At 41.5% G+C, this 21,477-nt stretch carries 20 protein-coding genes and 4 tRNA genes; 22 read left to right on the top strand and 2 right to left on the bottom strand.

Annotation, left to right across the window (positions count from 1 at the left end):
- Positions 1 to 135: 135 nt before the first annotated feature.
- On the top strand, positions 136 to 870 hold the full coding sequence (locus ABE65_RS21260) for a DUF554 domain-containing protein (RefSeq protein ID WP_066399542.1): 735 nt from the start codon (positions 136 to 138) through the stop codon (positions 868 to 870).
- Between the two features lie 43 nt (positions 871 to 913).
- Here the strand turns inward: ABE65_RS21260 and yyaC are convergent, their stop codons facing one another.
- Positions 914 to 1,546: a spore protease YyaC gene (yyaC, locus tag ABE65_RS21255; protein WP_153236843.1), complete on the bottom strand. Its 633-nt coding sequence runs from the start codon at positions 1,544 to 1,546 to the stop codon at positions 914 to 916.
- Positions 1,547 to 1,769: 223 nt separating this feature from the next.
- Between yyaC and ABE65_RS21250 the strand changes: the two genes are divergently transcribed.
- From ABE65_RS21250 to dnaB, 10 genes are all read left to right on the top strand, one after another.
- Positions 1,770 to 2,654 carry a mechanosensitive ion channel family protein gene (locus ABE65_RS21250; RefSeq protein WP_231607313.1) on the top strand — a complete coding sequence of 295 codons (885 nt, stop codon included), beginning with the start codon at positions 1,770 to 1,772 and terminating at the stop codon, positions 2,652 to 2,654.
- A gap of 13 nt (positions 2,655 to 2,667) precedes the next feature.
- A complete protein-coding gene (locus ABE65_RS21245) occupies positions 2,668 to 2,865 on the top strand; it encodes a DUF951 domain-containing protein (RefSeq protein WP_066399539.1) in 198 nt (65 codons plus the stop codon).
- A 195-nt stretch (positions 2,866 to 3,060) separates the two neighbouring features.
- Positions 3,061 to 4,158, top strand: coding sequence for a redox-regulated ATPase YchF (gene ychF / locus ABE65_RS21240; RefSeq protein ID WP_066399536.1), 1,098 nt, complete (start codon positions 3,061 to 3,063; stop codon positions 4,156 to 4,158).
- 381 nt (positions 4,159 to 4,539) lie between these two features.
- Complete coding sequence (gene rpsF / locus ABE65_RS21235; protein WP_066399533.1) at positions 4,540 to 4,830, top strand: 30S ribosomal protein S6; 291 nt, start codon at positions 4,540 to 4,542, stop codon at positions 4,828 to 4,830.
- A 21-nt stretch (positions 4,831 to 4,851) separates the two neighbouring features.
- Entirely contained in the window at positions 4,852 to 5,397 is a 546-nt protein-coding gene (gene ssb / locus ABE65_RS21230) for a single-stranded DNA-binding protein (protein WP_066399530.1), read from the top strand.
- A 57-nt stretch (positions 5,398 to 5,454) separates the two neighbouring features.
- Positions 5,455 to 5,688 carry a 30S ribosomal protein S18 gene (gene rpsR / locus ABE65_RS21225; RefSeq protein WP_066399523.1) on the top strand — a complete coding sequence of 78 codons (234 nt, stop codon included), beginning with the start codon at positions 5,455 to 5,457 and terminating at the stop codon, positions 5,686 to 5,688.
- Between the two features lie 458 nt (positions 5,689 to 6,146).
- Positions 6,147 to 7,091, top strand: coding sequence for a YybS family protein (locus ABE65_RS21220; RefSeq protein WP_066399521.1), 945 nt, complete (start codon positions 6,147 to 6,149; stop codon positions 7,089 to 7,091).
- Positions 7,092 to 7,102: 11 nt separating this feature from the next.
- A complete protein-coding gene (locus ABE65_RS21215) occupies positions 7,103 to 9,076 on the top strand; it encodes a DHH family phosphoesterase (protein WP_066399519.1) in 1,974 nt (657 codons plus the stop codon).
- The gene (rplI, locus tag ABE65_RS21210; protein WP_066399517.1) at positions 9,073 to 9,516 is read left to right on the top strand and encodes a 50S ribosomal protein L9; all 444 of its coding nucleotides are present in this window, start codon (positions 9,073 to 9,075) and stop codon (positions 9,514 to 9,516) included. The genes ABE65_RS21215 and rplI overlap by 4 nt, the downstream gene beginning before the upstream one ends.
- 251 nt (positions 9,517 to 9,767) lie before the next feature.
- Positions 9,768 to 11,132, top strand: a complete 1,365-nt coding sequence (gene dnaB / locus ABE65_RS21205; RefSeq protein WP_066244236.1) for a replicative DNA helicase — start codon at positions 9,768 to 9,770, stop codon at positions 11,130 to 11,132.
- A gap of 17 nt (positions 11,133 to 11,149) precedes the next feature.
- Here dnaB and ABE65_RS21200 read toward each other — a convergent pair whose 3' ends face one another.
- Positions 11,150 to 11,554, bottom strand: a complete 405-nt coding sequence (locus tag ABE65_RS21200) for a UPF0158 family protein (protein ID WP_066399514.1) — start codon at positions 11,552 to 11,554, stop codon at positions 11,150 to 11,152.
- A 218-nt stretch (positions 11,555 to 11,772) separates the two neighbouring features.
- Between ABE65_RS21200 and ABE65_RS21195 the strand changes: the two genes are divergently transcribed.
- The 11 genes from ABE65_RS21195 (at position 11,773) to ABE65_RS21145 (ending at position 21,464) form a co-directional block, all read left to right on the top strand.
- The gene (locus ABE65_RS21195) at positions 11,773 to 13,059 is read left to right on the top strand and encodes an adenylosuccinate synthase (protein WP_066399511.1); all 1,287 of its coding nucleotides are present in this window, start codon (positions 11,773 to 11,775) and stop codon (positions 13,057 to 13,059) included.
- Positions 13,060 to 13,267: 208 nt separating this feature from the next.
- Positions 13,268 to 13,343: transfer RNA gene (locus tag ABE65_RS21190), tRNA-Lys, on the top strand.
- Between the two features lie 16 nt (positions 13,344 to 13,359).
- Positions 13,360 to 13,434: transfer RNA gene (locus ABE65_RS21185), tRNA-Glu, on the top strand.
- 36 nt (positions 13,435 to 13,470) lie between these two features.
- Positions 13,471 to 13,546 (top strand) — tRNA-Asp (locus ABE65_RS21180).
- A 7-nt stretch (positions 13,547 to 13,553) separates the two neighbouring features.
- Positions 13,554 to 13,629 (top strand) — tRNA-Phe (locus tag ABE65_RS21175).
- Between the two features lie 447 nt (positions 13,630 to 14,076).
- A complete protein-coding gene (locus tag ABE65_RS21170; protein WP_194270739.1) occupies positions 14,077 to 14,664 on the top strand; it encodes a glycerol-3-phosphate acyltransferase in 588 nt (195 codons plus the stop codon).
- Between the two features lie 202 nt (positions 14,665 to 14,866).
- Positions 14,867 to 16,327: a peptidoglycan DD-metalloendopeptidase family protein gene (locus ABE65_RS21165; protein WP_066399507.1), complete on the top strand. Its 1,461-nt coding sequence runs from the start codon at positions 14,867 to 14,869 to the stop codon at positions 16,325 to 16,327.
- Between the two features lie 357 nt (positions 16,328 to 16,684).
- Positions 16,685 to 17,389 carry a response regulator YycF gene (gene yycF, locus ABE65_RS21160; protein ID WP_066244253.1) on the top strand — a complete coding sequence of 235 codons (705 nt, stop codon included), beginning with the start codon at positions 16,685 to 16,687 and terminating at the stop codon, positions 17,387 to 17,389.
- A 5-nt stretch (positions 17,390 to 17,394) separates the two neighbouring features.
- A complete protein-coding gene (walK, locus tag ABE65_RS21155) occupies positions 17,395 to 19,227 on the top strand; it encodes a cell wall metabolism sensor histidine kinase WalK (protein ID WP_066399505.1) in 1,833 nt (610 codons plus the stop codon).
- A complete protein-coding gene (locus ABE65_RS21150; protein WP_066399503.1) occupies positions 19,224 to 20,627 on the top strand; it encodes a YycH family regulatory protein in 1,404 nt (467 codons plus the stop codon). Before walK ends, ABE65_RS21150 begins: the two co-directional genes overlap by 4 nt.
- A complete protein-coding gene (locus ABE65_RS21145; RefSeq protein ID WP_066399501.1) occupies positions 20,628 to 21,464 on the top strand; it encodes a two-component system regulatory protein YycI in 837 nt (278 codons plus the stop codon).
- The last annotated feature ends 13 nt before the right edge of the window (positions 21,465 to 21,477 follow it).

The raw sequence follows: 21,477 nt of genomic DNA, 5'->3' as shown, positions 1-21,477 counted from the left end.
GTGGTTTTCTTTTTTACTATTTTGTCGCTATTACCTTTCGTTTTTGTCTTAAGTAATAACAATAGAGAAAGTAAGCACCTTGATTCTATCGTTATAGATCATAGATGACCTACTTAGATAGGAGAGCATAGAAAAATGTCACTGTTAGGAACGATAGTTAACGGTATTGCAATTATTGCAGGAAGTTTTTTAGGTTTATTTTGGACGAATATTTCTGATCGCTATAAAGATACGATCTTACAAGCGATGGCATTAGCTGTAACGATTTTGGGGATCGGAATGGGTCTGAAGAGCGAGCAGTTCTTAATCGTGATCGCAAGCTTGGCGGTCGGGGGCGCTCTCGGTGAGTGGTGGAATCTTGAAGAGAGATTGAACGCGATTGGGAAGTGGCTCGAGACGAAGATAGGAAAGCAAGACAAGGGATCGGTAGCTACCGGTTTTGTTACGGCTACGCTAGTGTTTGTTGTAGGAGCGATGTCAATCGTTGGAGCCCTAGATAGTGGTCTTAGACAACAGCATGACGTTCTTTATACTAAAGCGTTGATCGATGGTTTCTGTGCCATCCTATTTACCTCAACACTGGGTATAGGAGTCATGTTCTCCGCTATACCTGTCGTGTTATATCAAGGGATGATCGCTTTAATGGCTACACAGATCGATCGCTTCGTTTCTCAAGAATTAATGGATGCTCTAATCGTCGAGATCACAGGAACGGGCGGTATCATGATCGTCGCGATCGGACTGAATTTACTAGGCATCACTAGGATTCGTGTTGCAAACCTTCTCCCAGGTTTACTCATCGCAACGATTTTAGTTTTTATCGTTGAAAAATGGGAGAGCATTTTAGCGTTTTCTCAAGGATTGATGTAAACAAAAAAAGCCGCTTCTATTCTAATATTAGAAGCGGCTTTTGCTATTGAATTTTGTAAATGTCTTGTGAACGAGATTCGGTGCTTACAATCATGTTTTTTTGTTGAATCTTTTTACGTAAACAAGCCATATGGAGAGAATCAGCGATCAGATCAGCCATCTTCATGACAATGCTGAGTCGTGTGTTTTGAAGAACAAAGTATTCCATAAAACCACTAACGTTTACGATACCTGTAATGTGCATATCACCAACAGGCGGCAGCTGTTTGTTAACGCCAGCCCCTGGTTTAACAGGTCCATCGTTGATCGAGACCATGCCAACGTGGTTTAATCGACCTAAACAAGCATCAATTCCTATAACAAAAGCACCTGGATGCTCAGTAGCGATCATCTTTAACTTTTCTTCTAAATTCACCGCATGAACAGGATCATCTAGTGTGCCGTAAACAAAGAATGGGAATGTATCTTTGTTATGCAACTTGGTACCAACTAGAGGACCTAATGCATCACCTGTCGATCTGTCTGTGCCTATACAGACAACGACAACGGGCTGATGAGCTGATTCCGGAAGCATAGGTAAAATTTGTTCTGTAATTCTAAGCATCGCTTCCTTGTCTTCGTGGTGCAATTTATATTGAATGGGTTTCCCTAATCCCAGCTTCCGTTTGAGGAACATGACATCCTCTCCTTTATAATGGTTCTACTAGTATACGGAAGAAATCCTTTTCTTATACATGGTAGAATACAATAATCACAGACTTTTGTTTAAAGTCTATACCCGTTTCCCCTGCACTCGTAACTCTAGAAGTTTTTCTAAAAGCAGGTTGCGTAATTACATTTGATATTCTCAGCAAAAGCTGATTAAATAATTTCATAATCAAAGAGAGGAAGATGATCCATTGGCAGGTGCGAACTTACCGGAAACTGCAGAGAAAGCCGTCACGATTTTTTCCGATAAAGAATGGTGGACAGGCATTGCTACGACTAGCTTAAAAATCGTAGGCATCATTATACTCGCTATAATTTTCAAATATATTGTAAAAGCAGCGATCGCTAATGTGTTTAAAGTTCGACTTAAATCTCCTCTGCGCTTAAGTGAGAGAAGAGAGAACACCCTATTTAGACTGTTAGATAATGTTGCTTCATATGTCATTTACTTTGTAGCGATCTTAACCATTCTAACGGAGTTCGGTGTTGACATTAAAGCGATTCTTGCCGGAGCTGGAGTGGTTGGTCTAGCGATTGGTTTCGGTGCTCAAAGTCTTGTGAAGGATATCATTACAGGCTTTTTCATCATCTTCGAAAATCAGTTCTCTGTGGGAGACACGGTACGAATCACAAACTTTGAAGGAACTGTTGAAGAAATAGGATTAAGAACGACAAAAATTAAAAGTTGGACAGGAGAATTACATATCCTGCCGAATTCGTCTATCACAGAAGTTACGAATTTTTCTGTTCATAATAGCATTGCGGTCGTTGACTTGAGCATTGCTTATGAAGAGGATATCGATAAAGCTCAAAATATTATTCAAGAAGTTGTGAAGAATGCTAAGCCGAACTATCCTGAGATGGTTAAAGAACCAGAAGTATTAGGCGTTCAGATGCTTGGTGCATCAGAAGTAGTGATTCGTGTTACGGCAGAGGTCCTTCCGATGACACACTTTAAGATCGCTCGTGAACTTCGTAAAACGCTAAAACACGAGCTTGAAGTTGCGGGAATCGAGATTCCATATCCAAAGATGGTCACGTATCAAAAAGAACCATTACCAAAAGAACACAAATAAGGGAGAGCTGAGTATGCAGCAAAAAGAATTTCAACTTCACGATGAAGTAGAAATGAAAAAACAGCATCCGTGTGGAACGAATCGGTGGAAAGTAATTCGAATGGGTGCTGATATCAGGATTAAGTGCATGGGATGTCAGCATAGTGTGATGCTGACAAGAGCGGAGTTCGCAAAGAAAATAAAAAAAGTCTTAGCATCACCAGGCGAGTAACGTTTTTGTTTCACGTGAAACAAAACTCACTAATGAATATAAATAAAAGATCAAACATTGGAGCCGGGCTATACGACCCGGTTCTTCTTGTTTTTTAAGAGGATAAAACCTATAATTGGGAAGGATATTTTTTTTATTACAATGAAAAGTCTTAGGATTTCTAAGCTTTATATAAAACAGAGGAGTGAATGAACAGTGGCTCTTACAACTGGAATCGTCGGTTTACCAAACGTTGGTAAATCTACATTGTTTAATGCTATTACACAAGCGGGTGCTGAATCTGCTAACTATCCGTTCTGTACGATCGATCCGAACGTTGGAATCGTGGAAGTACCAGACAACCGTCTTCAAAAATTAACAGAGATGGTACAGCCGAAAAAAGTAGTACCAACAACTTTTGAGTTCACAGATATCGCTGGAATCGTAAAAGGTGCTAGTAAAGGAGAAGGGTTAGGAAACAAATTCTTATCTCACATCCGTCAAACCGATGCGATCCTTCAAGTTGTTCGTTGTTTTGATGATGAAAACATCACGCACGTACACGGAAAAGTGAATCCGATCGATGATATTGAAGTTATCAACCTAGAGCTTATCTTTGCTGATCTAGAGTCTATCGACAAGCGTGTTGCACGTGTTGAAAAACTTGCAAAGTCTAAAGACAAAGAAGCGGTAGCGGAGTTTGCTGTTCTTTCAAAAATCAAAGAAGCTCTTATGCAAGAACTTCCGGCGCGAAGTGTTGAATTAACACCTGAAGAGAAGAAGATTGTTCACACGATGCACCTTCTTACAATGAAGCCGATCCTTTACGTTGCTAACGTAAGCGAAGATGAGCTTTTAGAAGGAACGAACGAGCACGTTGAAGCCGTTAAAGAATACGCTGCACGTGAAAATGCAGAAGTTATCGTAATCTGTGCAAAAGTAGAAGAAGAAATCGCTGAGCTTGATGGCGATGAAAAGATGGCATTCTTAGGTGAATTAGGTATCGAAGAAGCGGGTCTTGATAAATTGATCCGTGCATCTTATTCCCTACTAGGTCTTGCTACTTACTTTACAGCGGGTGTTCAAGAGGTACGTGCTTGGACGTTCCGTAAAGGGATGAAGGCTCCTGCATGTGCGGGAATCATTCACACGGATTTTGAAAGAGGATTTATTCGTGCTGAGATCGTAGCTTATGATGATCTGATGGCTGCGGGCAACATGGCAGCTGCTAAAGAAAAAGGAAAAGTTCGTCTTGAAGGTAAGGAATATGAGATGAAAGATGGAGATGTTGTTCATTTCCGTTTTAATGTTTAAAAAAACAAACTTTGAAAGTCGTTGATTTCCGTTCCAGGTGCTTCGCTTTCCGGGGGGCGTGCGGTGAGCCACCTAGCGCTCTGCGCTGTTAGGTGTCTCACCTGTCCCGCTGATCCCCCAGGAGTCTCGCACCTTCCACTTCAATCAACTTGTCAGTGAAGTTTTTAAATAAACTAATCAAAAACATTTTTAGAAAAACGAAGGAAAAGCAATCGCTTTTCCTCTTTTTTATGCTTTCTTTTAAGAGAAGCTTGTTTTATGCAAGATGTTTTGATATAATTCTTTATTGTGAGTTAATTGTCAACAAATACTGTTATGATGATTTTCTCCTTGCCCGAAATAAATGTTTTGGGCCGCTTAGACCAAAAGGAGGTGAACGGAATGAAAAAGTACGAAATTATGTACATCGTCCGTCCGAATATCGAAGAGGAAGCTCTTAAGGCAACTAAAGAGCGTGCGAAAAGCATCCTAACTGACAACGGTGCGGAGATCGCGAACGAAAAGGAAATGGGTAAAAAGCGTTTAGCTTACGAAATCAATGACTTCCGCGATGGATATTACACGCTATTGGAAGTTAACGCTCCAAACGAAGCGATTAATGAATTCGACCGTCTTATGAAGATCAACGAAGATGTTCTTCGTTTCATGACAATCGTAGACGAAAGAAATTAATCCTTTAAGGAGTGGTTCTGAATGCTAAATCGAGTAGTACTGGTGGGACGTTTAACAAAAGACCCAGAATTAAAGTACACTCCAAACGGTGTGGCAGTTGCTAATTTCACACTTGCTGTTAATCGACCTTTTTCGAATCAGCAAGGTGAGCGCGAAGCAGATTTCATTAACTGTGTCGTATGGCGTAAGCCCGCTGAAAATGTAGCGAACTTCTTGAAAAAGGGATCGCTTGCAGGAGTGGATGGACGTTTGCAAACTCGTTCTTACGAGAACCAGCAGGGTCAAAGAGTGTATGTTACTGAAGTAATGGCAGAAAGTGTTCAATTCCTTGAACCTAAAAACGCTAATGCTGGAGGCCAGCAATATCAAGGCAACAGCAACAACTTTGGTGGACCATCAAATGACCGCGGATTTGGGCAGCAAAATCAGAACCGCAGCTATGGAAGTGACAACGGCTTTGGAGGACAGCAACAACAGCAGAATCCAAAACGTAATAACTTCAACGATGACCCGTTTGCAAATGATGGCACGCCGATCGACATCTCTGATGACGATTTGCCATTTTAAACTAACGTAAACTATGAATCGGAATATATAAAAAAAAACTAAAGGAGGGGACCAACTATGGCTGGACGTCGTGGTGGACGCCAAAAGCGTCGTAAGGTTTGTTTCTTCACTGTAAACAAAATCACTTACATCGACTACAAGGACACTGATCTTTTAAAGCGTTTCGTTTCTGAGCGCGGTAAGATTCTTCCTCGTCGTGTAACTGGTACATCTGCTAAATATCAACGTCAATTGACTCGTGCGATTAAACGCTCTCGTCACATGGCATTGTTACCATATGTATCTGAATAAGATCGTTTAAAGAGCGCAGCTGGGTTTCCTGGCTGCGTTTTTTGTGTTCCAAGATAAATTCGGTTGTCGACTTTTGTCGAGGATTGTAGACTCGCGGATAAAAGACTAAAACTCGTGGATAAACATCTAAAACTTTAGGATTCAGGCATGAAATTTGTGGATTGGAGCTCAAAACTTTTGGATTCCTCTTCATGTCCCTTGAAAAATCGGCTGCAAAATTACCGAACCCCCTGTATTGAATCACCGTATTAGCTTCCAAGGCTACCTCAATCACTTTTTCACACATAAATTCCCTAAAAACAGGTGAATCTCACCTATTTTTCACCCCACTCAAGCAAACCTTCCATAATTTGTTTACTTCGCTTCAAGTACGTCTATGCTAGAATTATCGTTTAAGTTGAATTACGGCGGTTATGTCACTACAATTAGAACATATGAAGAATTTTATGAGGTGAATCATGCGCAATACTAAAGTATTGGTGGAAGGTGCCGTTGTTTCGGGCATTTATACGCTTCTTTTTTTGATCAGTATGTACATACCGTTATTTAGCTTGGTCTCGTTATTTATTTTGCCGCTTCCGTTTATCATTTATCTGTACCGGCAAGATCTTAAAGCGGGATTACTTTTTTGGGCGGTCACGTTTGGCGTTTCATTGGCTTTTGCGGGGCTTAACGGTATGATTGTTACCCTCTTTGCTGGTTTGACCGGAATCGTGATGGGGGAACTTTATAGAAGAAAAAAATCCGCATTTGCGGTTCTGCTCGGTGCGAGTTTGTCCAACATCGTGAACATGTTAGGAACGCTTGCGATCGCTCAAGTATTCATGGGTATTAATTTTGTTAAAGAATTAGAGTCTCAGTTTCAAAGTGCGATAGGAACAGCAGAAGATTTTTACAAAGCGGGTGGACAAGATCCTGCCCAGATTGAAAGGCTTAAAGAGCAAGTGGAATTGATCCCGATGCTGCTTCCGACATATATTATTGGCGGAGCTGTTATCCTTGCCTTCTTAACGCATATTGCCGCAAGAATGTTGATGAAAAGAATGCGATATGATGTGCCATCATTCCCTCCATTTCGTGAGTGGAACCTGCCAAAATCGTTTTTGTGGTATTATATTATAGCGATTGTTTTAACATTTAGTATGCCTGAAAAGGGTACGTCTTTATATATTGTAACGATAAATTTGTATATGATATTATCGTTTGTACTTATAATACAAGGTTTCACAGTTATTTTTTATTATGCCTGGATAAAGAATTGGAAGAGAAAAAGAATCATATTGTTGGTTATACTCTTGTTTTTGTTGAGCTCTATCCTGCCGATTCCTCTGGAAGTCGTTAAATTCTTAGGTATAATTGATTTAGGATTCATGATTAAAAAACGGTTGAAACCAAAACAGTAGGAGCTGAAAGTATGCCAAAGTTTTTACTAAAACGGTGGCATGGTTATCCCGTCATCGCCTTATTTGTAACTTCTGTTGTTCTGGTAAGCATCATCACGTATTTTCATTGGATGATCGGAATGGCAGGCTTCGTGCTGCTCGGTGGTTTGTTTTATTATGCCATGAAAGCCGAAGCTAGTTTTCAGGAGGAGCTGGGCGATTATATTTCTACGCTATCTCACCGCTTGAAGAAGGTGGGAGAAGAAGCGTTGATGGAAATGCCGATCGGGATTATTTTGTATGATGAGGATTTTAAGATCGAATGGGCGAATCCATATATGGGAGCCCTTATTGAAGAAGAGTCCTTTATCGGCCATTCTCTAAACCATGTTTCAGAAGAACTGATTCCTCATATCAAGAGTGATGCGAAGGAAGAAGTTATTAAGATTAACACACATAGATTTCAAGTGAACTTTAAGAAAGAAGATAGACTGCTTTACTTTTTTGATGTGACCGAGCAGTTAGATCTCGAACGTTTGTATGATGAAGAGCAAACGGTCATGGCGATTATCTATCTCGATAACTATGAAGAAGTAACGCAAGGACTAGATGACCAGTTTCGATCAACGATCAACTCAAAAGTTACGTCTGTGTTGAATGAATGGGCGAACGTACATGGCATCTTCCTTAAACGTACGTCTTCTGAGCGGTTTTTAGCTGTATTTAACCAACGTATTCTCTATGAACTGGAGAAAAATAAATTCAGCGTACTAGATGAGGTTAGAGAGTCTACAGCTAAGCAAAATATCTCTCTTACGCTTAGTATCGGGGTTGCATCGGGGACATCGTCACTTCCTGAGCTCGGACAGCTCGCTCAATCCAGTCTAGATCTTGCTCTTGGACGCGGAGGCGACCAGGTTGCGATCAAGCAGACGAACGGAAAAGTACGTTTCTATGGAGGAAAGACAAATCCTGTTGAAAAACGTACCCGCGTCCGTGCCCGCGTCATTTCACATGCATTGAGTGAGTTGGTAGCAGATAGCGACAAGGTCATCATCATGGGACATAAGAATCCGGATATGGACTCTATCGGTTCTGCGATCGGGATCTTAAAGGTCGCGCAAGTGAATGGAAAAGATGGATACATCGTACTTGATCAAGCGAATATCGACATCGGCGTTCAGCGCTTGATGGATGAGCTGAAAGAGACTGAATCAATCTGGAAGTTCTTTATCTCGCCTGAAGAAGCGCTAGAGCTTGCATCGCGAGACACGCTTCTCGTCGTAGTTGATACACATAAACCGACGATGGTAATTGAAGAAAAGCTGCTATCCAAGCTTGATCATGTCGTGGTCATCGATCACCATAGACGGGGTGAGGAGTTCATTAAAGATCCTGTACTTGTGTACATGGAGCCTTATGCTTCCTCTACGGCAGAGCTCGTGACCGAACTTCTCGAATACCAGCCGAAGAGACTGAAGATGCGTATGCTTGAAGCAACAGCCCTTCTTGCCGGTATTATTGTAGATACGAAGAGTTTTACCCTCAGAACAGGTTCTCGTACGTTTGATGCGGCTTCGTATTTACGAGCGCACGGTGCAGACACGATCCTTGTTCAAAAGTTCTTAAAAGAAGATTTAAATACGTATACAAGACGTTCCAAGCTCATTGAGAGTTCGGAAGTCTATAAAAAAGGCATCGTTATTGCCAAGAGCTCTCCTGAGGATGCGTACAATCAAGTCGTGATCGCTCAGGCGGCAGATATACTTTTAACCATGAACGGCATTCAAGCATCCTTTGTTATTGCAAATCGTATTGATGGCAGAGTGAGCATCAGTGCCCGTTCGCTAGGGGACATCAACGTGCAGATGATCATGGAGAGATTGGAAGGCGGAGGACATCTTACGAACGCTGCCTGCCAGATTGAGAACAGCTCGATTGATGAAGCAGAGATACATTTAAAACGTATTATTGATGAGTATATTGAAGGGGGAGAAGAGGAATGAAAGTAATTTTTCTTCAAGATGTAAAAGGTAAAGGCAAAAAAGGCGAGGTTAAGAACGTTTCTGAAGGATACGCGCGCAACTTCTTATTTCCGAAAAACTTAGCATCAGAAGCTACATCTGGCGCGATGGCTACACTTCAAGGTCAACAGAAGAGCGAAGAGAAGAAACAACAAGCTCAATTGGAAGAGGCTGAAGCTTTAAAAGCAAAATTGGCTGAGTTGACTGTTACAATCAAAACGAAAACAGGTGAAGGTGGCCGTGTATTCGGTTCTGTGACAAGTAAACAGATCGCTGATGGCTTGAAAGAGCAAGGGATCAAGATTGATAAGCGTAAGATCGAGCTTCCTGAGCCGATTAAGGCACTTGGATATACGAATGTTTCGATCAAGGTTCATCAACAAGTTACGGCAACTGTAAAAGTACACGTAACAGAAGAATAAAAGAGCCGGGTTTTCCCGGTTTTTTTGCGGGGCTAGAAAGCGTTGATCTCCGTTTCAGATGCTCGCTTTCCGGGGGGCGTGCGGTGAGCCTCTTAGCGCTTTGCGCTGTTAAGAGTCTCACCTGTCCCGCTGATCCCCCAGGAGTCTCGCATCTTACACTACGATCAACCTATACTTGGAGCCAAGACCAAACTAATTTAAAGCTTTAAACCATATATGAACGATTACTAGTAAGGAAAGGAGGAACTAACATGAGTGATTTATTTGCTGACCGTATACCGCCGCAGAATATTGAAGCGGAGCAGGCTGTTCTTGGTGCGATCTTTTTAGAGCCCGAAGCTCTTATTACGGCATCTGAGATTCTGCTTCCGGAAGATTTTTACCGTGCGACTCATCAAAGAATCTATCGCGTGATGCTCGATCTGAACGCAAAAGGTGAGCCTGTCGATCTGATCACGGTTACGTCAGAGCTCCAGGACAAGAATCAGCTGGATGAAGTCGGCGGCTTATCCTTTTTAACAGAGTTGGCGGATAGTTCTCCAACTGCTGCGAACATCGAGTATTACAGCAAGATCGTTGAAGAGAAATCTCTGCTGCGTCGTTTGATTCGTACAGCGACTGATATTACCGCGAACAGCTATGCGCGTGAAGAAGAAGTAGAGGCAATCTTAAACGAAGCGGAGAAGTCGATCTTAGAAGTAGCGAACCGTAAGAACACGAGTGCTTTTACAGCGATTAAGGATGTTTTGGTACATGCTTACGACAACATCGAAGCTCTTCATAACCGTAAAGGTGATATTACGGGGATACCGACGGGCTTTAATGACCTCGACCGTATGACGGCTGGGTTTCAGCGAAATGATCTCATCATCGTTGCGGCCCGTCCATCCGTAGGTAAAACCGCGTTTGCTTTGAACATCGCACAAAACGTTGCGACAAAAACAGATGAGAACGTGGCGATCTTTAGTCTAGAGATGGGTGCTGAGCAGCTGGTCATGCGTATGCTTTGTGCAGAGGGAAATTTAGATGCACAGCGCCTTCGTACAGGGTCGTTGTTACCTGAAGACTGGCAGAAGCTTACGATGGCTATGGGAAGCTTGTCAGCGGCAGGTATCTATATCGATGATACACCGGGTATTCGTATTAACGATATCCGTGCGAAATGCCGTCGTCTGAAGCAGGAGAAAGGCCTAGGAATGATTTTGATCGATTACCTGCAGCTCATTATGGGTAGCGGGAAATCAGGCGAAAACCGCCAACAGGAGGTTTCTGAGATCTCTCGTTCCCTTAAAGCACTTGCGCGTGAGCTGGAAGTGCCGGTTATTGCCCTTTCACAGCTATCTCGTGGAGTTGAATCTCGTCAAGATAAGCGTCCGATGATGTCTGATATTCGTGAATCAGGTTCCATCGAGCAGGATGCCGATATCGTAGCCTTTTTGTATCGTGATGATTATTACGACAAAGAAACAGAAGCGAAGAACATCATCGAGATCATCATCGCTAAGCAGCGTAACGGTCCAACAGGAACGGTAGAGCTCGCTTTCGTAAAAGAATATAACAAGTTCGTTAACCTGGACAGGCGGCACGACGAGAGTGCCATACCGCCAGGCGCATAAAGAAAAGCAGCTGGGATTTATTCCGGCTGCTTTTGTATTTCTTTGATTTTATTTTCGGTTAACCACAATTCTATTCTGCTTTTCACTTTGTCTTTTTGAAACGTCTGCCATGTTTCATGCAGATTCAGTTCACTCACTTTTTTGGTAAAATGTTCAAAAGGCTCATCCTCATTTAATGCGTGAAGCAGTTCGCTGTTTTGATGGAAGCTCTCAAATTCAACCATCCAGCTGAAAGATTCTACACTCATCACTTTTGGAATCTCTATAAATCGTTCTGGCTCTTCTGCATCTAGAAATTCTAGGTTGGGGAGACCACCAGGCTCAATCGCATCGAGCAATATCGTTTGTTCATTTTTATCTAAATAATAGATGTGGTTATCTTTTGTATCCATATAAGCCACCATTAGTTTTTCGATAAGCAAAGAATCGTACCTCCTAAAAAAGGTGAATACTACAGGATACGATAAGGTTTTCGATCTTCTGGCTATAGAAGTGTAAAATTATTACGAACGAAAATATTGTTTTTTCTTTTAATGTTCGTGTTTTTAATTGACTTCTATCAGATATATTGCTAAACTAAGCATGGTTTTCAAGATTAGATGATAAATTCGTCAATCGTTAATTTCATGGAGGTGCAACCATGTCATCAGTAGTAGTAGTAGGAACACAATGGGGAGATGAAGGAAAAGGTAAGATTACCGATTATCTCTCAGAAAAAGCAGAAGTAGTAGCTCGATACCAAGGCGGAAACAACGCTGGTCATACAATCGTATTTGAAGGAAAGAAGTATAAGCTTCACCTTATTCCATCTGGAATCTTTTATAAAGATAAAATCTGCGTGATCGGAAACGGAATGGTTGTCGATCCGAAAGCCGTTCTTGAAGAACTTGCTTACCTTCACAGCCACGGAGTAAGTACGGACAACCTTCGTATCTCTAACCGTGCGCACGTCATCCTTCCTTATCACCTTCGTCAAGATATCTTAGAGGAAGAGAGCAAGGGAGCGAACAAGATCGGTACAACGAAAAAAGGAATCGGTCCTGCTTACATGGATAAAGCAGCTCGTATCGGAATCCGTATCGCTGACCTTTTAGATCGTGAAGAATTTGAAGAGAAGTTAGAGCGCAACTTGGCGGAAAAGAACCGTTTATTCGAACGCATCTACGAATCAGAAGGATTTACAAAAGAAGAGATCTTAGATGAGTATTACGAGTACGGTCAACAAATTAAAAAATATGTAGTCGATACATCAGTTGTTCTAAACGATGCATTAGACGATGGCCGTCGCGTGCTTTTTGAAGGTGCACAAGGTGTAATGCTTGATATCGACCAAGGAACATATCCTTTCGTAACGTCATCAAACCCTATCGCAGGTGGAGTAACGATCGGTTCTGGTGTTGGTCCGTCTAAGATCAACCATGTTGTAGGTGTTTCAAAAGCCTATACAACACGTGTTGGTGATGGTCCTTTCCCAACTGAGCTTCATGATGAAGTAGGTAACCAAATTCGTGAAGTTGGCCGTGAGTACGGTACAACGACAGGACGTCCGCGCCGTGTAGGTTGGTTTGACGCAGTAGTAGTGCGTCATGCTCGTCGTGTTTCAGGTATCACGGATCTTTCTTTGAACTCAATCGACGTTTTAACAGGTATTGAAACGTTAAAGATCTGTGTAGCTTACAAATACAAAGGTGAACTAACGTATGAATTCCCAGCGAGCCTTAAAGAGCTTGCTCAATGTGAGCCGGTATTCGAAGAAATGCCAGGTTGGACAGAAGATATTACAGGTGTGAAGGATCTTGGTGAGCTTCCAGAAAACGCGCGTCATTATGTAGAGCGTATCTCGCAAGTGACTGGTATCCCACTTTCTATCTTCTCTGTTGGACCAGATCGTGCACAAACAAATATGGTACGTGGCGTGTTTGCTTAAATAACTAGTGGCCCCTTGTTGAAACAAGGGGCTATATTTTTGGTGTGAAATCGTATCTTTATTCATGCGATCTCCATGCTTTAGCGAGTATTTTTAAGTATTTGAAAGTTTTTTTGAAAAATATATAGAAAACATATTGCCAAAGCTTCGATATCGTGATAAAGTAACACTTGTCGTGAAAAAACGACAAACGTTTAAAACAAAGCACGAGCCATTAGCTCAGTTGGTAGAGCATCTGACTTTTAATCAGAGGGTCGAAGGTTCGAGTCCTTCATGGCTCACCACTTTTTTAAAAAAAGTGGCCCGTTGGTCAAGCGGTTAAGACACCGCCCTTTCACGGCGGTAACACGGGTTCGAATCCCGTACGGGTCACCATTTTTTTTTTAAGTAAATAGGTAAAATCATTAAAGTGGACTCGTGGTGTAGTGGTTAACATGCCTGCCTGTCACGCAGGAGATCGCCGGTTCGACCCCGGTCGGGTCCGCCACTTTTATGGCTCGATAGCTCAGATGGTAGAGCAGAGGACTGAAAATCCTCGTGTCGGCGGTTCGATTCCGTCTCGAGCCACCATTTTACTTAAAATCCTAAAACATGTTGCATGTTCCTTGAAAAGGGAGCATGCTTTTTTTATTTGTGTTTGTGTGGGCAGACTTGGGTGAGGGGTATGGAGCGGCGTCGGGAATGTCGAGAATGATCGAATGGCCTTTATTTTGTTTCTTAGACTTAATTGCGATCGATTTTGACTTAATTTTTTTCGTTTTAACTTAATTCCATCCAGATTAGGCTTAATTTTTATTTCGAGTACCCTCCTAGGTATATGTGCTAGCCCCTTTCCCCACAAAAACAACACCGATAGACCTCCAAATAAGCGGGCAGAGATGGATGCACAGAACCATTCAGTTTCTTCACACTAAAATTCATAACATTTTCACTCCAACTATAGACTTTTAATGCTGATAAAGAGGGATAAGTACTCAATCGTTCGAATATAGTGTATCAATTGGGATGAGGAAGGTAGTGATCATACAGATGGAATTTGAATGGGCGCTGTATTTGATCGCGAGTTACCTTGTTGGCTGCATCATGACAGGGTTTCTTGTAGCAAAGCTTATAAAAGGCGTTGATTTACGTTTGTTGGGCAGCGGAAATATTGGAGCGCGTAATGCTGGCAGAGTTTTAGGGCCATCAGGATTCGTACTCACGTTAGCTGGCGACATTCTGAAAGCGGCGGCAGTCGTTTGGGCAGGGATACAATTTCAATTTCCACCATATATACAGCTACTTGGTTTTTTAGCCGTGATTATAGGACATCTCTATCCGATTTTTCTTCGTTTTCATGGCGGGAAGGGCGTAGCTTCCTTTATCGGGGGGATGATTGTATTTCATCCTATATCGGCCGTACTTGTAGCAGCGGCGTTTTTACTCTTTTATGGAATTAAAAGAAGTTTAACCGTAGCGGGACTTTTTGCTTTTGCCCTAACACCTTTCTTCTACTGGCTGTTTGAAAAGCAATGGCTAGAGACGCTGCTTCTGATTCCGATCAGCTTCCTTGTTGTGTATGTTCAAAAAGAAGATATAAAAGAACGCATCAAAATAACGGAATAGGTGTTAAAAAAGGGTATAAATCGGTGAATTTATGCTCTTTTTTATGTCGTTTATTTACAGTTGCATTACAAAATCCCTGAAATTCTGACAAAGCGAAATTCCTTGTGATAGGATACTAGAGGTGCTAAAGGCATAAAAAGTAGTAGGTCTTTAGGCATATTTTAGAGATCATAGAGAGAATCTTTAGGGGGAAATAGAAAAAGTGAACAGTCGAAAAACCACTGAAAGATTTATTAAATATATCGCACTGCCGTTTGTTGCAGTGATTTTAATAGTGTCAGCATTCACGCTGAATCCATTGAATACATCCGCTAGTAGCGATGATAACCAGTTGATTAAAACGGTGTATCACGTTTATGTAGACGGAAAGAAGGTTGGAACGGTTCGTGATGAAAGTGTTGTCGATGAGACAGTAGACCAAATTCTCCAACAAGCAAAAGGGAAAAAGAGCAACTTTGCTTTTGCGGTGAGAGAATCTATCGAGCTTAAGCCTGAAAAGATGTTCAGACCAGAGTTTGATAATGAGGAAGTAAGAGAGAACTTGAAGGAGCAGCTAACGGTTGAAGTTGAAGCTTATCGCTTAGTCGTTGGCGGACAAACTGTTGCTTATGTTTCTAGCAAAAAAGAAGCGAAGGATACGTTGCTGAAGTTAAAGCTAGAACATCTTTCAAAGGCCGAGCTCGATGACATTGAAAAAAAGAAAGCTGAGAACGAAAAGCTTGAAGTACCGGACTTAAAGCCGGGAGAACGTAAAGTGGTAGATATCGACTTTTCAGAGCCAGTTCTTATTCAAAAAGCCCAAACATCTATTAGTGAGCTCGTTACGGTAGATGATGCCATTGCTTCTTTAAAAGAAGGCAGTCTGCACAAAAAAGAGCATATGGTTCAAAAAGGAGAAACGGTTCAGTCTATTCTAGAAAAATATCACTTAACGATGGACCAGTTCTTCACGTTAAACCCAAGGCTTATGTTAGTACCCATTGTTCGTACAGGACAAGCAGTAACGGTTACAGAGAAAAAGCCTTTTACCGAAGTCCTTGTGTATGAAGCAACACGTGTTCAAAACGAACTTCCTTTCCAGGTTGAGAAACAAGAAGACAGTACGTTGGAAAAAGGACAGGTCAAAACGGTTCAAAAAGGACAAGTTGGCATAGAAGACATTACGTATACAACGAGAAAAGCTGATAACCAAGTGCTTCAAAAAGAGATTTTAGAGAAGAAGCAAGTGAAGGCACCGGTTACAGAAATTCAAAAGATTGGTACGAAAGTGATTCCTTCTAAAGGAACGGGCACTCTTTCATGGCCTGCTGTAGGTGGATACATTTCCAGCCATAAAGGCACGCGTTGGGGTAAACAGCATAAAGGGATGGATATTGCTCGACCTTCAGAACGATCGATCCTAGCAGCTGATAACGGTAGAGTTGTTTCTGCAGGATGGGATGGTGATTATGGAAACAAGATCATCATCGATCACAATAACGGCATGAGAACCATTTATGCGCATCTTGATTCTATTTCTGTTTCAGCAGGTGCTGTGGTGCAGAAGGGGTCTAAGATCGGTGTGATGGGTTCAACGGGTCAATCGACTGGTGTTCATTTGCATTTTGAAGTGTATGAGAATGGTGTTCTTAAAGATCCAGCTGATTATATAAGTAAAAATTAAAGTTATGAAAGTAGGTTGATTTTCGTTTCAGATGCTCGCTTTCCGCGGGGCAGGCGGTGAGCCCCTTGCCGCTTCGCACCATTAAGGGTCTCACCTGACCGCTTGTCCCGCAGGAGTCTCGCATCTTACACTACAATCAAGCCTTCAATGATGATAATAAATAAACCTCTTAGGAATAATTAATTCCTGGGAGGTTTTTCATGCTGAAACCAACTTTTCTTTGTCTAAAATTAGAAGGTTTTGCTAGTAGTATGGAGAAAGTTTCAACTGTGATAAAATAGTAGAGATACCATATAATCGATACTACAAAATATTCTGCTATATATAAAATAGAGTTTCCGAAGAAGGAGCGTTCCCATGGATAAGAAAATTCTCGTTGTGGATGATGAAAAACCCATTGCAGATATTCTGCAGTTTAATCTTGAAAAAGAAGGCTTTACTGTAAGCTGCGCGTATGATGGCATCAACGCGTTAGAAAAAGTAGAAAAAGAGAAGCCGGATATGATTTTACTAGACATCATGCTTCCTCTAAAAGACGGTATGGAAGTTTGTCGTGAGATTCGCAAAAAGTACGATATGCCTATCATCATGCTTACAGCGAAAGACTCTGAAATTGATAAAGTATTAGGCTTAGAGCTTGGTGCGGACGATTATGTGACGAAGCCGTTCAGCACTCGTGAACTAATCGCACGTGTGAAGGCTAACTTGCGCCGTCATCAACAGGAATCTGAGCGTGAAGTCGATGAGAACAATGAGATCACGATCGGTTCTCTTACGATTCATCCGGATGCTTATATCGTGACCAAACGTGGGGAGACGATTGAGTTAACACATCGTGAATTTGAGTTGCTGCATTATTTAGCAAAACATATCGGACAAGTGATGACGCGTGAACACTTGCTTCAAACGGTATGGGGATATGATTATTTTGGTGATGTAAGAACAGTCGATGTTACTGTACGTCGTCTTCGTGAAAAAGTAGAAGACAATCCAAGTCACCCATTATGGATCATCACAAGACGTGGAGTGGGGTATTACTTAAGAAATCCTGATCAGGAGTAGTCATGATGGATAAAGTCAATTTTTTTAAATCAATACACGTTAAGTTTGTATTGATTTATGTTTTGCTCATCTTAATAGCCATGCAAGTGATCAGTGTTTATTTTATCAACAACTTAGAATCTGATCTTCGGCAGAGCTTCTCTAAATCACTCTACGATAGAGTGAACTTATTAGAGTTCAACATTGAGCAAAAGTTGAAGGATAAAGATCGATACAAGGTCAAAAAAGATGAAACGAGTGAACCTCCTCTAACGCTTGAAGAAGATATTCAAGCGTTAATTGATGAGGAGTTCGAAGAGAAAGAAATTCAAGTCCTTGACGAAGATGGCATGGTACTTGCGAGTAATAAAAGGCAGTTGGTGGGGCAGATCAGCTTCAACCCGAAGATCAAGCTGGCTCTTGAGGGAACGGTCGATGATGAGATCATGCTTCATGAAGGAGAGCGGGTGATGGTGCTCGCTAAACCGATCAAGATTGATGCTACGAGTGAGAACATAGGTGCCATCTATTTAGTTGCATCCATCGAAGGCATCTTTAAGCAGATTGCACGTATCAATAGCATTCTAGTGACGGGAACCGTTATCGCTCTTATCATTACCGGACTGCTAGGGGTATTTTTGGCGCGTACGATCACGCGTCCTATGGCAGATATGAGAAAGCAAGCTCTTGTAATGGCAAGAGGAGATTTTTCTCGTAAGGTTCAGCTGTATGGAGATGATGAGATCGGTCAGCTTGCTATGACCTTTAACAACTTAACAACAAAGCTGCAAGAAGCAACGGCTATTACAGAGAGTGAGCGTAGAAAGCTGCGTTCCGTTCTTACGTATATGACAGATGGTGTGATCGCCACAGATCGTGACGGAGCGATTATTCTAATGAATGACCGTTCGGAAGAGATGCTGAACATCTCTAGACAGAACGCGTTAGGAACGCCTCTGATGGAGCTATTGCGTTTGAATACGGAATACACATGGGAAGAGCTCTATAACGAATATGAATCCATGTTGCTCGATTTTAGTACGGATGATATGCACTATGTGGTGCGGGCAAACTTCTCCACGATACAAAAAGATGACGGGCCAATCAATGGTCTTATTTGTGTTCTTCATGATGTAACAGAGCAAGAACAGATCGATAACGAGCGACGTGAGTTTGTATTCAATGTTTCACACGAACTAAGAACACCGCTGACAACAATGAGAAGTTATCTTGAGGCGTTAGCTGAAGGGGCGTGGCAAGACGAGAACATCGCTCCACGTTTCTTAGAGGTTACTCAGAATGAGACAGAACGTATGATCAGGCTCGTAACCGATCTCCTTCAATTATCAAAGATGGACAGCAAAGATTATCGATTTAACTTTTTTGAGATTGATCTAGTGGAGTTCTTGAACGGCATCATCGATCGTTTTGAGATGCTTGAAAAGGAAAACATAGAACTTTCCAGATCCCTGCCCAAGCATAAGATCAACGTTCAGTTGGATACGGATAAGATGACACAAGTGCTTGATAATATCATCTCGAACGCGATGAAATATTCTCCTGAAGGTGGAACAATCACCTTTAACGCGGCCGTAATCGGACGTAAGGTGAAGGTAAGTATTTCCGATCAAGGTGTTGGGATTCCGAAGAATAACGTTTCTAAGATCTTTGATCGATTCTTTAGGGTAGACCGTGCTCGTTCTCGAGATATCGGAGGCACAGGCCTAGGTCTTGCGATCGCAAAAGAAATAGTCCTTGCGCATGGCGGAGACATCTGGGCAGAAAGTGAATGGGGCCAAGGAACGACCATCCACTTTACTCTTCCTTTAAAAAAGGTTAAGGAGGGGCTGCAACAATGAACTGGTTAAAGTGGATTACACATGCAAAAGAAGTGATCACTTTTTTCAAAAAGAATTATGAACATATCAAGTCGATCGCGCTCACTTTCTTGATCGGATTGAGTCTTGTTCTTACATGGAGCTTATGGACATTCAAACCGAGCTATCCATCGCTAGAGGGAGCTCGTATCGTTAAGAAGCAGGAAGTAGATGTTGAAGCTAGCGTGAAACAACTCGTTTATCCTACACAGGTAATCTACCATAGTGGAGATGAGTTATATGGACTTGAAGCGAACAATTTGATTAAAGAGTTTCATACCGGCTTGAATGAAACGAAATTCACATTTGATACAGGCTCTAAAAATAATCAGCCTTTTGAGCCCGATGAAAAGTTTTTAAGAGATAACAAGTATGTGGAGATTATTTTCCCAGTAGGAATGAGTCAGGATATTTACAAAGAAGTCTTCTCCATTGAATCCGAGATCCAAGCCACTAAACCACAAAACGTGGATCGAATCTTTTTATATCAAGATAAAATGACGGATAGTATTGAGGGGTATCTTGTCTCTTATCAATATAAAAAGATGCAAAAGATTAGGGCAACGAATAATCAGCTAAATCCGCTAATAAGAGATATGGATAAGTGGGTAGATACAGGAAACTTAATTCCTTATATTCATTATGATATTGAGGGTGATGGGAAAGAGGGACAAGCAGAGATCTTAAGAAGATTTTACTTTCCTAAAGATTCTCTCTCTTTAACTCGCTACACGTACTTTTCAAAAGCAACAGGTGAAGATACGTATGAAATGTATAAAAAAGCATTGTTCAAAGACCCGTTAGCCGTAAAAACCGCTTCTGATAAAAATCAGATCACTTATGCTGATGGAACAGCGGCGATGGTTGTGAATGAATTGCAAAATCGTTTCACGTTCACAAACTTTGCAGGGAACCGAAATCCTAATACAACACCAAACATTTCGCCACTCTATCAATCTTTAGACTATATCAATACGCATGCTGGATGGGGTAACCCATATATTCTCTCTAATCTATCCACATATTCAGCAAACTTCTGGCTTTTTGCTGAGAATTTGCCTGTGTTGGATCCTGAGATGCAGATGAACTTGGTGTGGTATGAAAACGAGCTTAAAGAATATCAACGTTCCCTCGTTCAGTTACAACTTGATCAAAAGTCTTATCTCTCACAGAAGGTCACCCTTCAGTCAGGATTAGAGGTAAAAAGAGAGCTTGAAGAAAAAGAGTACAACGAGAACTATGTTCAAGATGTTCGTATTGGACTCACCATGAGAAAGCAAAAGGAACCACATGTCTATAAACTAGAGCCACAATGGTTTATCAACTATGATGCTAAGGGATGGCAACCATTATTTTCACAGACTGGAAAGGAAGGATTCTAATTGAATTGGCAACGAACAAAAAGCATTTTTATCCTTACCTTTCTTGTCTTAAACCTATTCTTGGGGTATCAGCTTTATCTAAAGAATGATATCAATAATATTTCGAGGCTGACCGATCAGCCATTAGAAGAGCGGTTAGCGAACAATGAAATATCTCTTTCGGAAAAGCTGCCTAAATATAAAGAAAAGCAAACTTTGATCAGTGCACAGCGTTACAAGTTCTCTGAAGAAGAGAAGAAATCTCCTGCAAAGAACGTATCACTGGATAAGGCTAGCACAGACATCACTCTTCACTATGATCTTAGTAAACCGATGGATCTGCCTAAAAAGGATACGAAAGATCTAATCTCAGAGCTTAATCAATTTGTAGAAGAGAACATTACCCGCGGGAAAGAGTACGCTTTTTATGAGTGGGATAAAAAAAGCAATGTGATCTGGTTTACGCAAGTCTATCAAGAGAAGAAAGTCTTCTATAATCCTACTAATTTTGGCATTGTTTCTGAGGGAAAAGATTTTGATGTGCCGAACGGGATGATTATGTTCAAGCTTGATGACAAGGGGAACCTTACTAATTTTACACAGACCTATCTCTTTATTACGAGACAGGGAGCTTTCCAGCAGATCATCTCACCTAGTAAAGCGCTTGAGAAATTACTAGAGACAAACCTTCAAAAAGGGGATCATATACAAAAAGTAGAGCTTGGCCACTATAGCCTTGTAGGTGAAGGAGAAGTTCAGGTTTATACACCTACGTGGTTCATAGAAACCAAGGACGGACAGTATTTAGTTAATGCAACTGACAGTTCCATTCAAGTTTTGACGGAAAAGGCAGAGTAGAGAGGAACATGCG

It is taken from the genome of Fictibacillus phosphorivorans (assembly GCF_001629705.1).
GTDB classification, from domain to species: domain Bacteria; phylum Bacillota; class Bacilli; order Bacillales; family Fictibacillaceae; genus Fictibacillus; species Fictibacillus phosphorivorans_A.
Note: the sequence above shows the minus strand (reverse complement) of the source record. Positions and strands in the feature narration are given on the sequence as shown.

Excerpts from the sequence above, each read along its gene's own strand:
- ABE65_RS21260 (WP_066399542.1), top strand. The coding sequence starts at position 136 with ATGTCACTGTTAGGAACGATAGTTAACGGTATTGCAATTATTGCAGGA.
- yyaC (WP_153236843.1), bottom strand. The coding sequence starts at position 1,546 with ATGTTCCTCAAACGGAAGCTGGGATTAGGGAAACCCATTCAATATAAA.
- ABE65_RS21245 (WP_066399539.1), top strand. The coding sequence starts at position 2,668 with ATGCAGCAAAAAGAATTTCAACTTCACGATGAAGTAGAAATGAAAAAA.
- rpsF (WP_066399533.1), top strand. The coding sequence starts at position 4,540 with ATGAAAAAGTACGAAATTATGTACATCGTCCGTCCGAATATCGAAGAG.
- ssb (WP_066399530.1), top strand. The coding sequence starts at position 4,852 with ATGCTAAATCGAGTAGTACTGGTGGGACGTTTAACAAAAGACCCAGAA.
- rpsR (WP_066399523.1), top strand. The coding sequence starts at position 5,455 with ATGGCTGGACGTCGTGGTGGACGCCAAAAGCGTCGTAAGGTTTGTTTC.
- ABE65_RS21220 (WP_066399521.1), top strand. The coding sequence starts at position 6,147 with ATGCGCAATACTAAAGTATTGGTGGAAGGTGCCGTTGTTTCGGGCATT.
- ABE65_RS21215 (WP_066399519.1), top strand. The coding sequence starts at position 7,103 with ATGCCAAAGTTTTTACTAAAACGGTGGCATGGTTATCCCGTCATCGCC.
- rplI (WP_066399517.1), top strand. The coding sequence starts at position 9,073 with ATGAAAGTAATTTTTCTTCAAGATGTAAAAGGTAAAGGCAAAAAAGGC.
- dnaB (WP_066244236.1), top strand. The coding sequence starts at position 9,768 with ATGAGTGATTTATTTGCTGACCGTATACCGCCGCAGAATATTGAAGCG.
- ABE65_RS21195 (WP_066399511.1), top strand. The coding sequence starts at position 11,773 with ATGTCATCAGTAGTAGTAGTAGGAACACAATGGGGAGATGAAGGAAAA.
- yycF (WP_066244253.1), top strand. The coding sequence starts at position 16,685 with ATGGATAAGAAAATTCTCGTTGTGGATGATGAAAAACCCATTGCAGAT.
- walK (WP_066399505.1), top strand. The coding sequence starts at position 17,395 with ATGGATAAAGTCAATTTTTTTAAATCAATACACGTTAAGTTTGTATTG.
- ABE65_RS21150 (WP_066399503.1), top strand. The coding sequence starts at position 19,224 with ATGAACTGGTTAAAGTGGATTACACATGCAAAAGAAGTGATCACTTTT.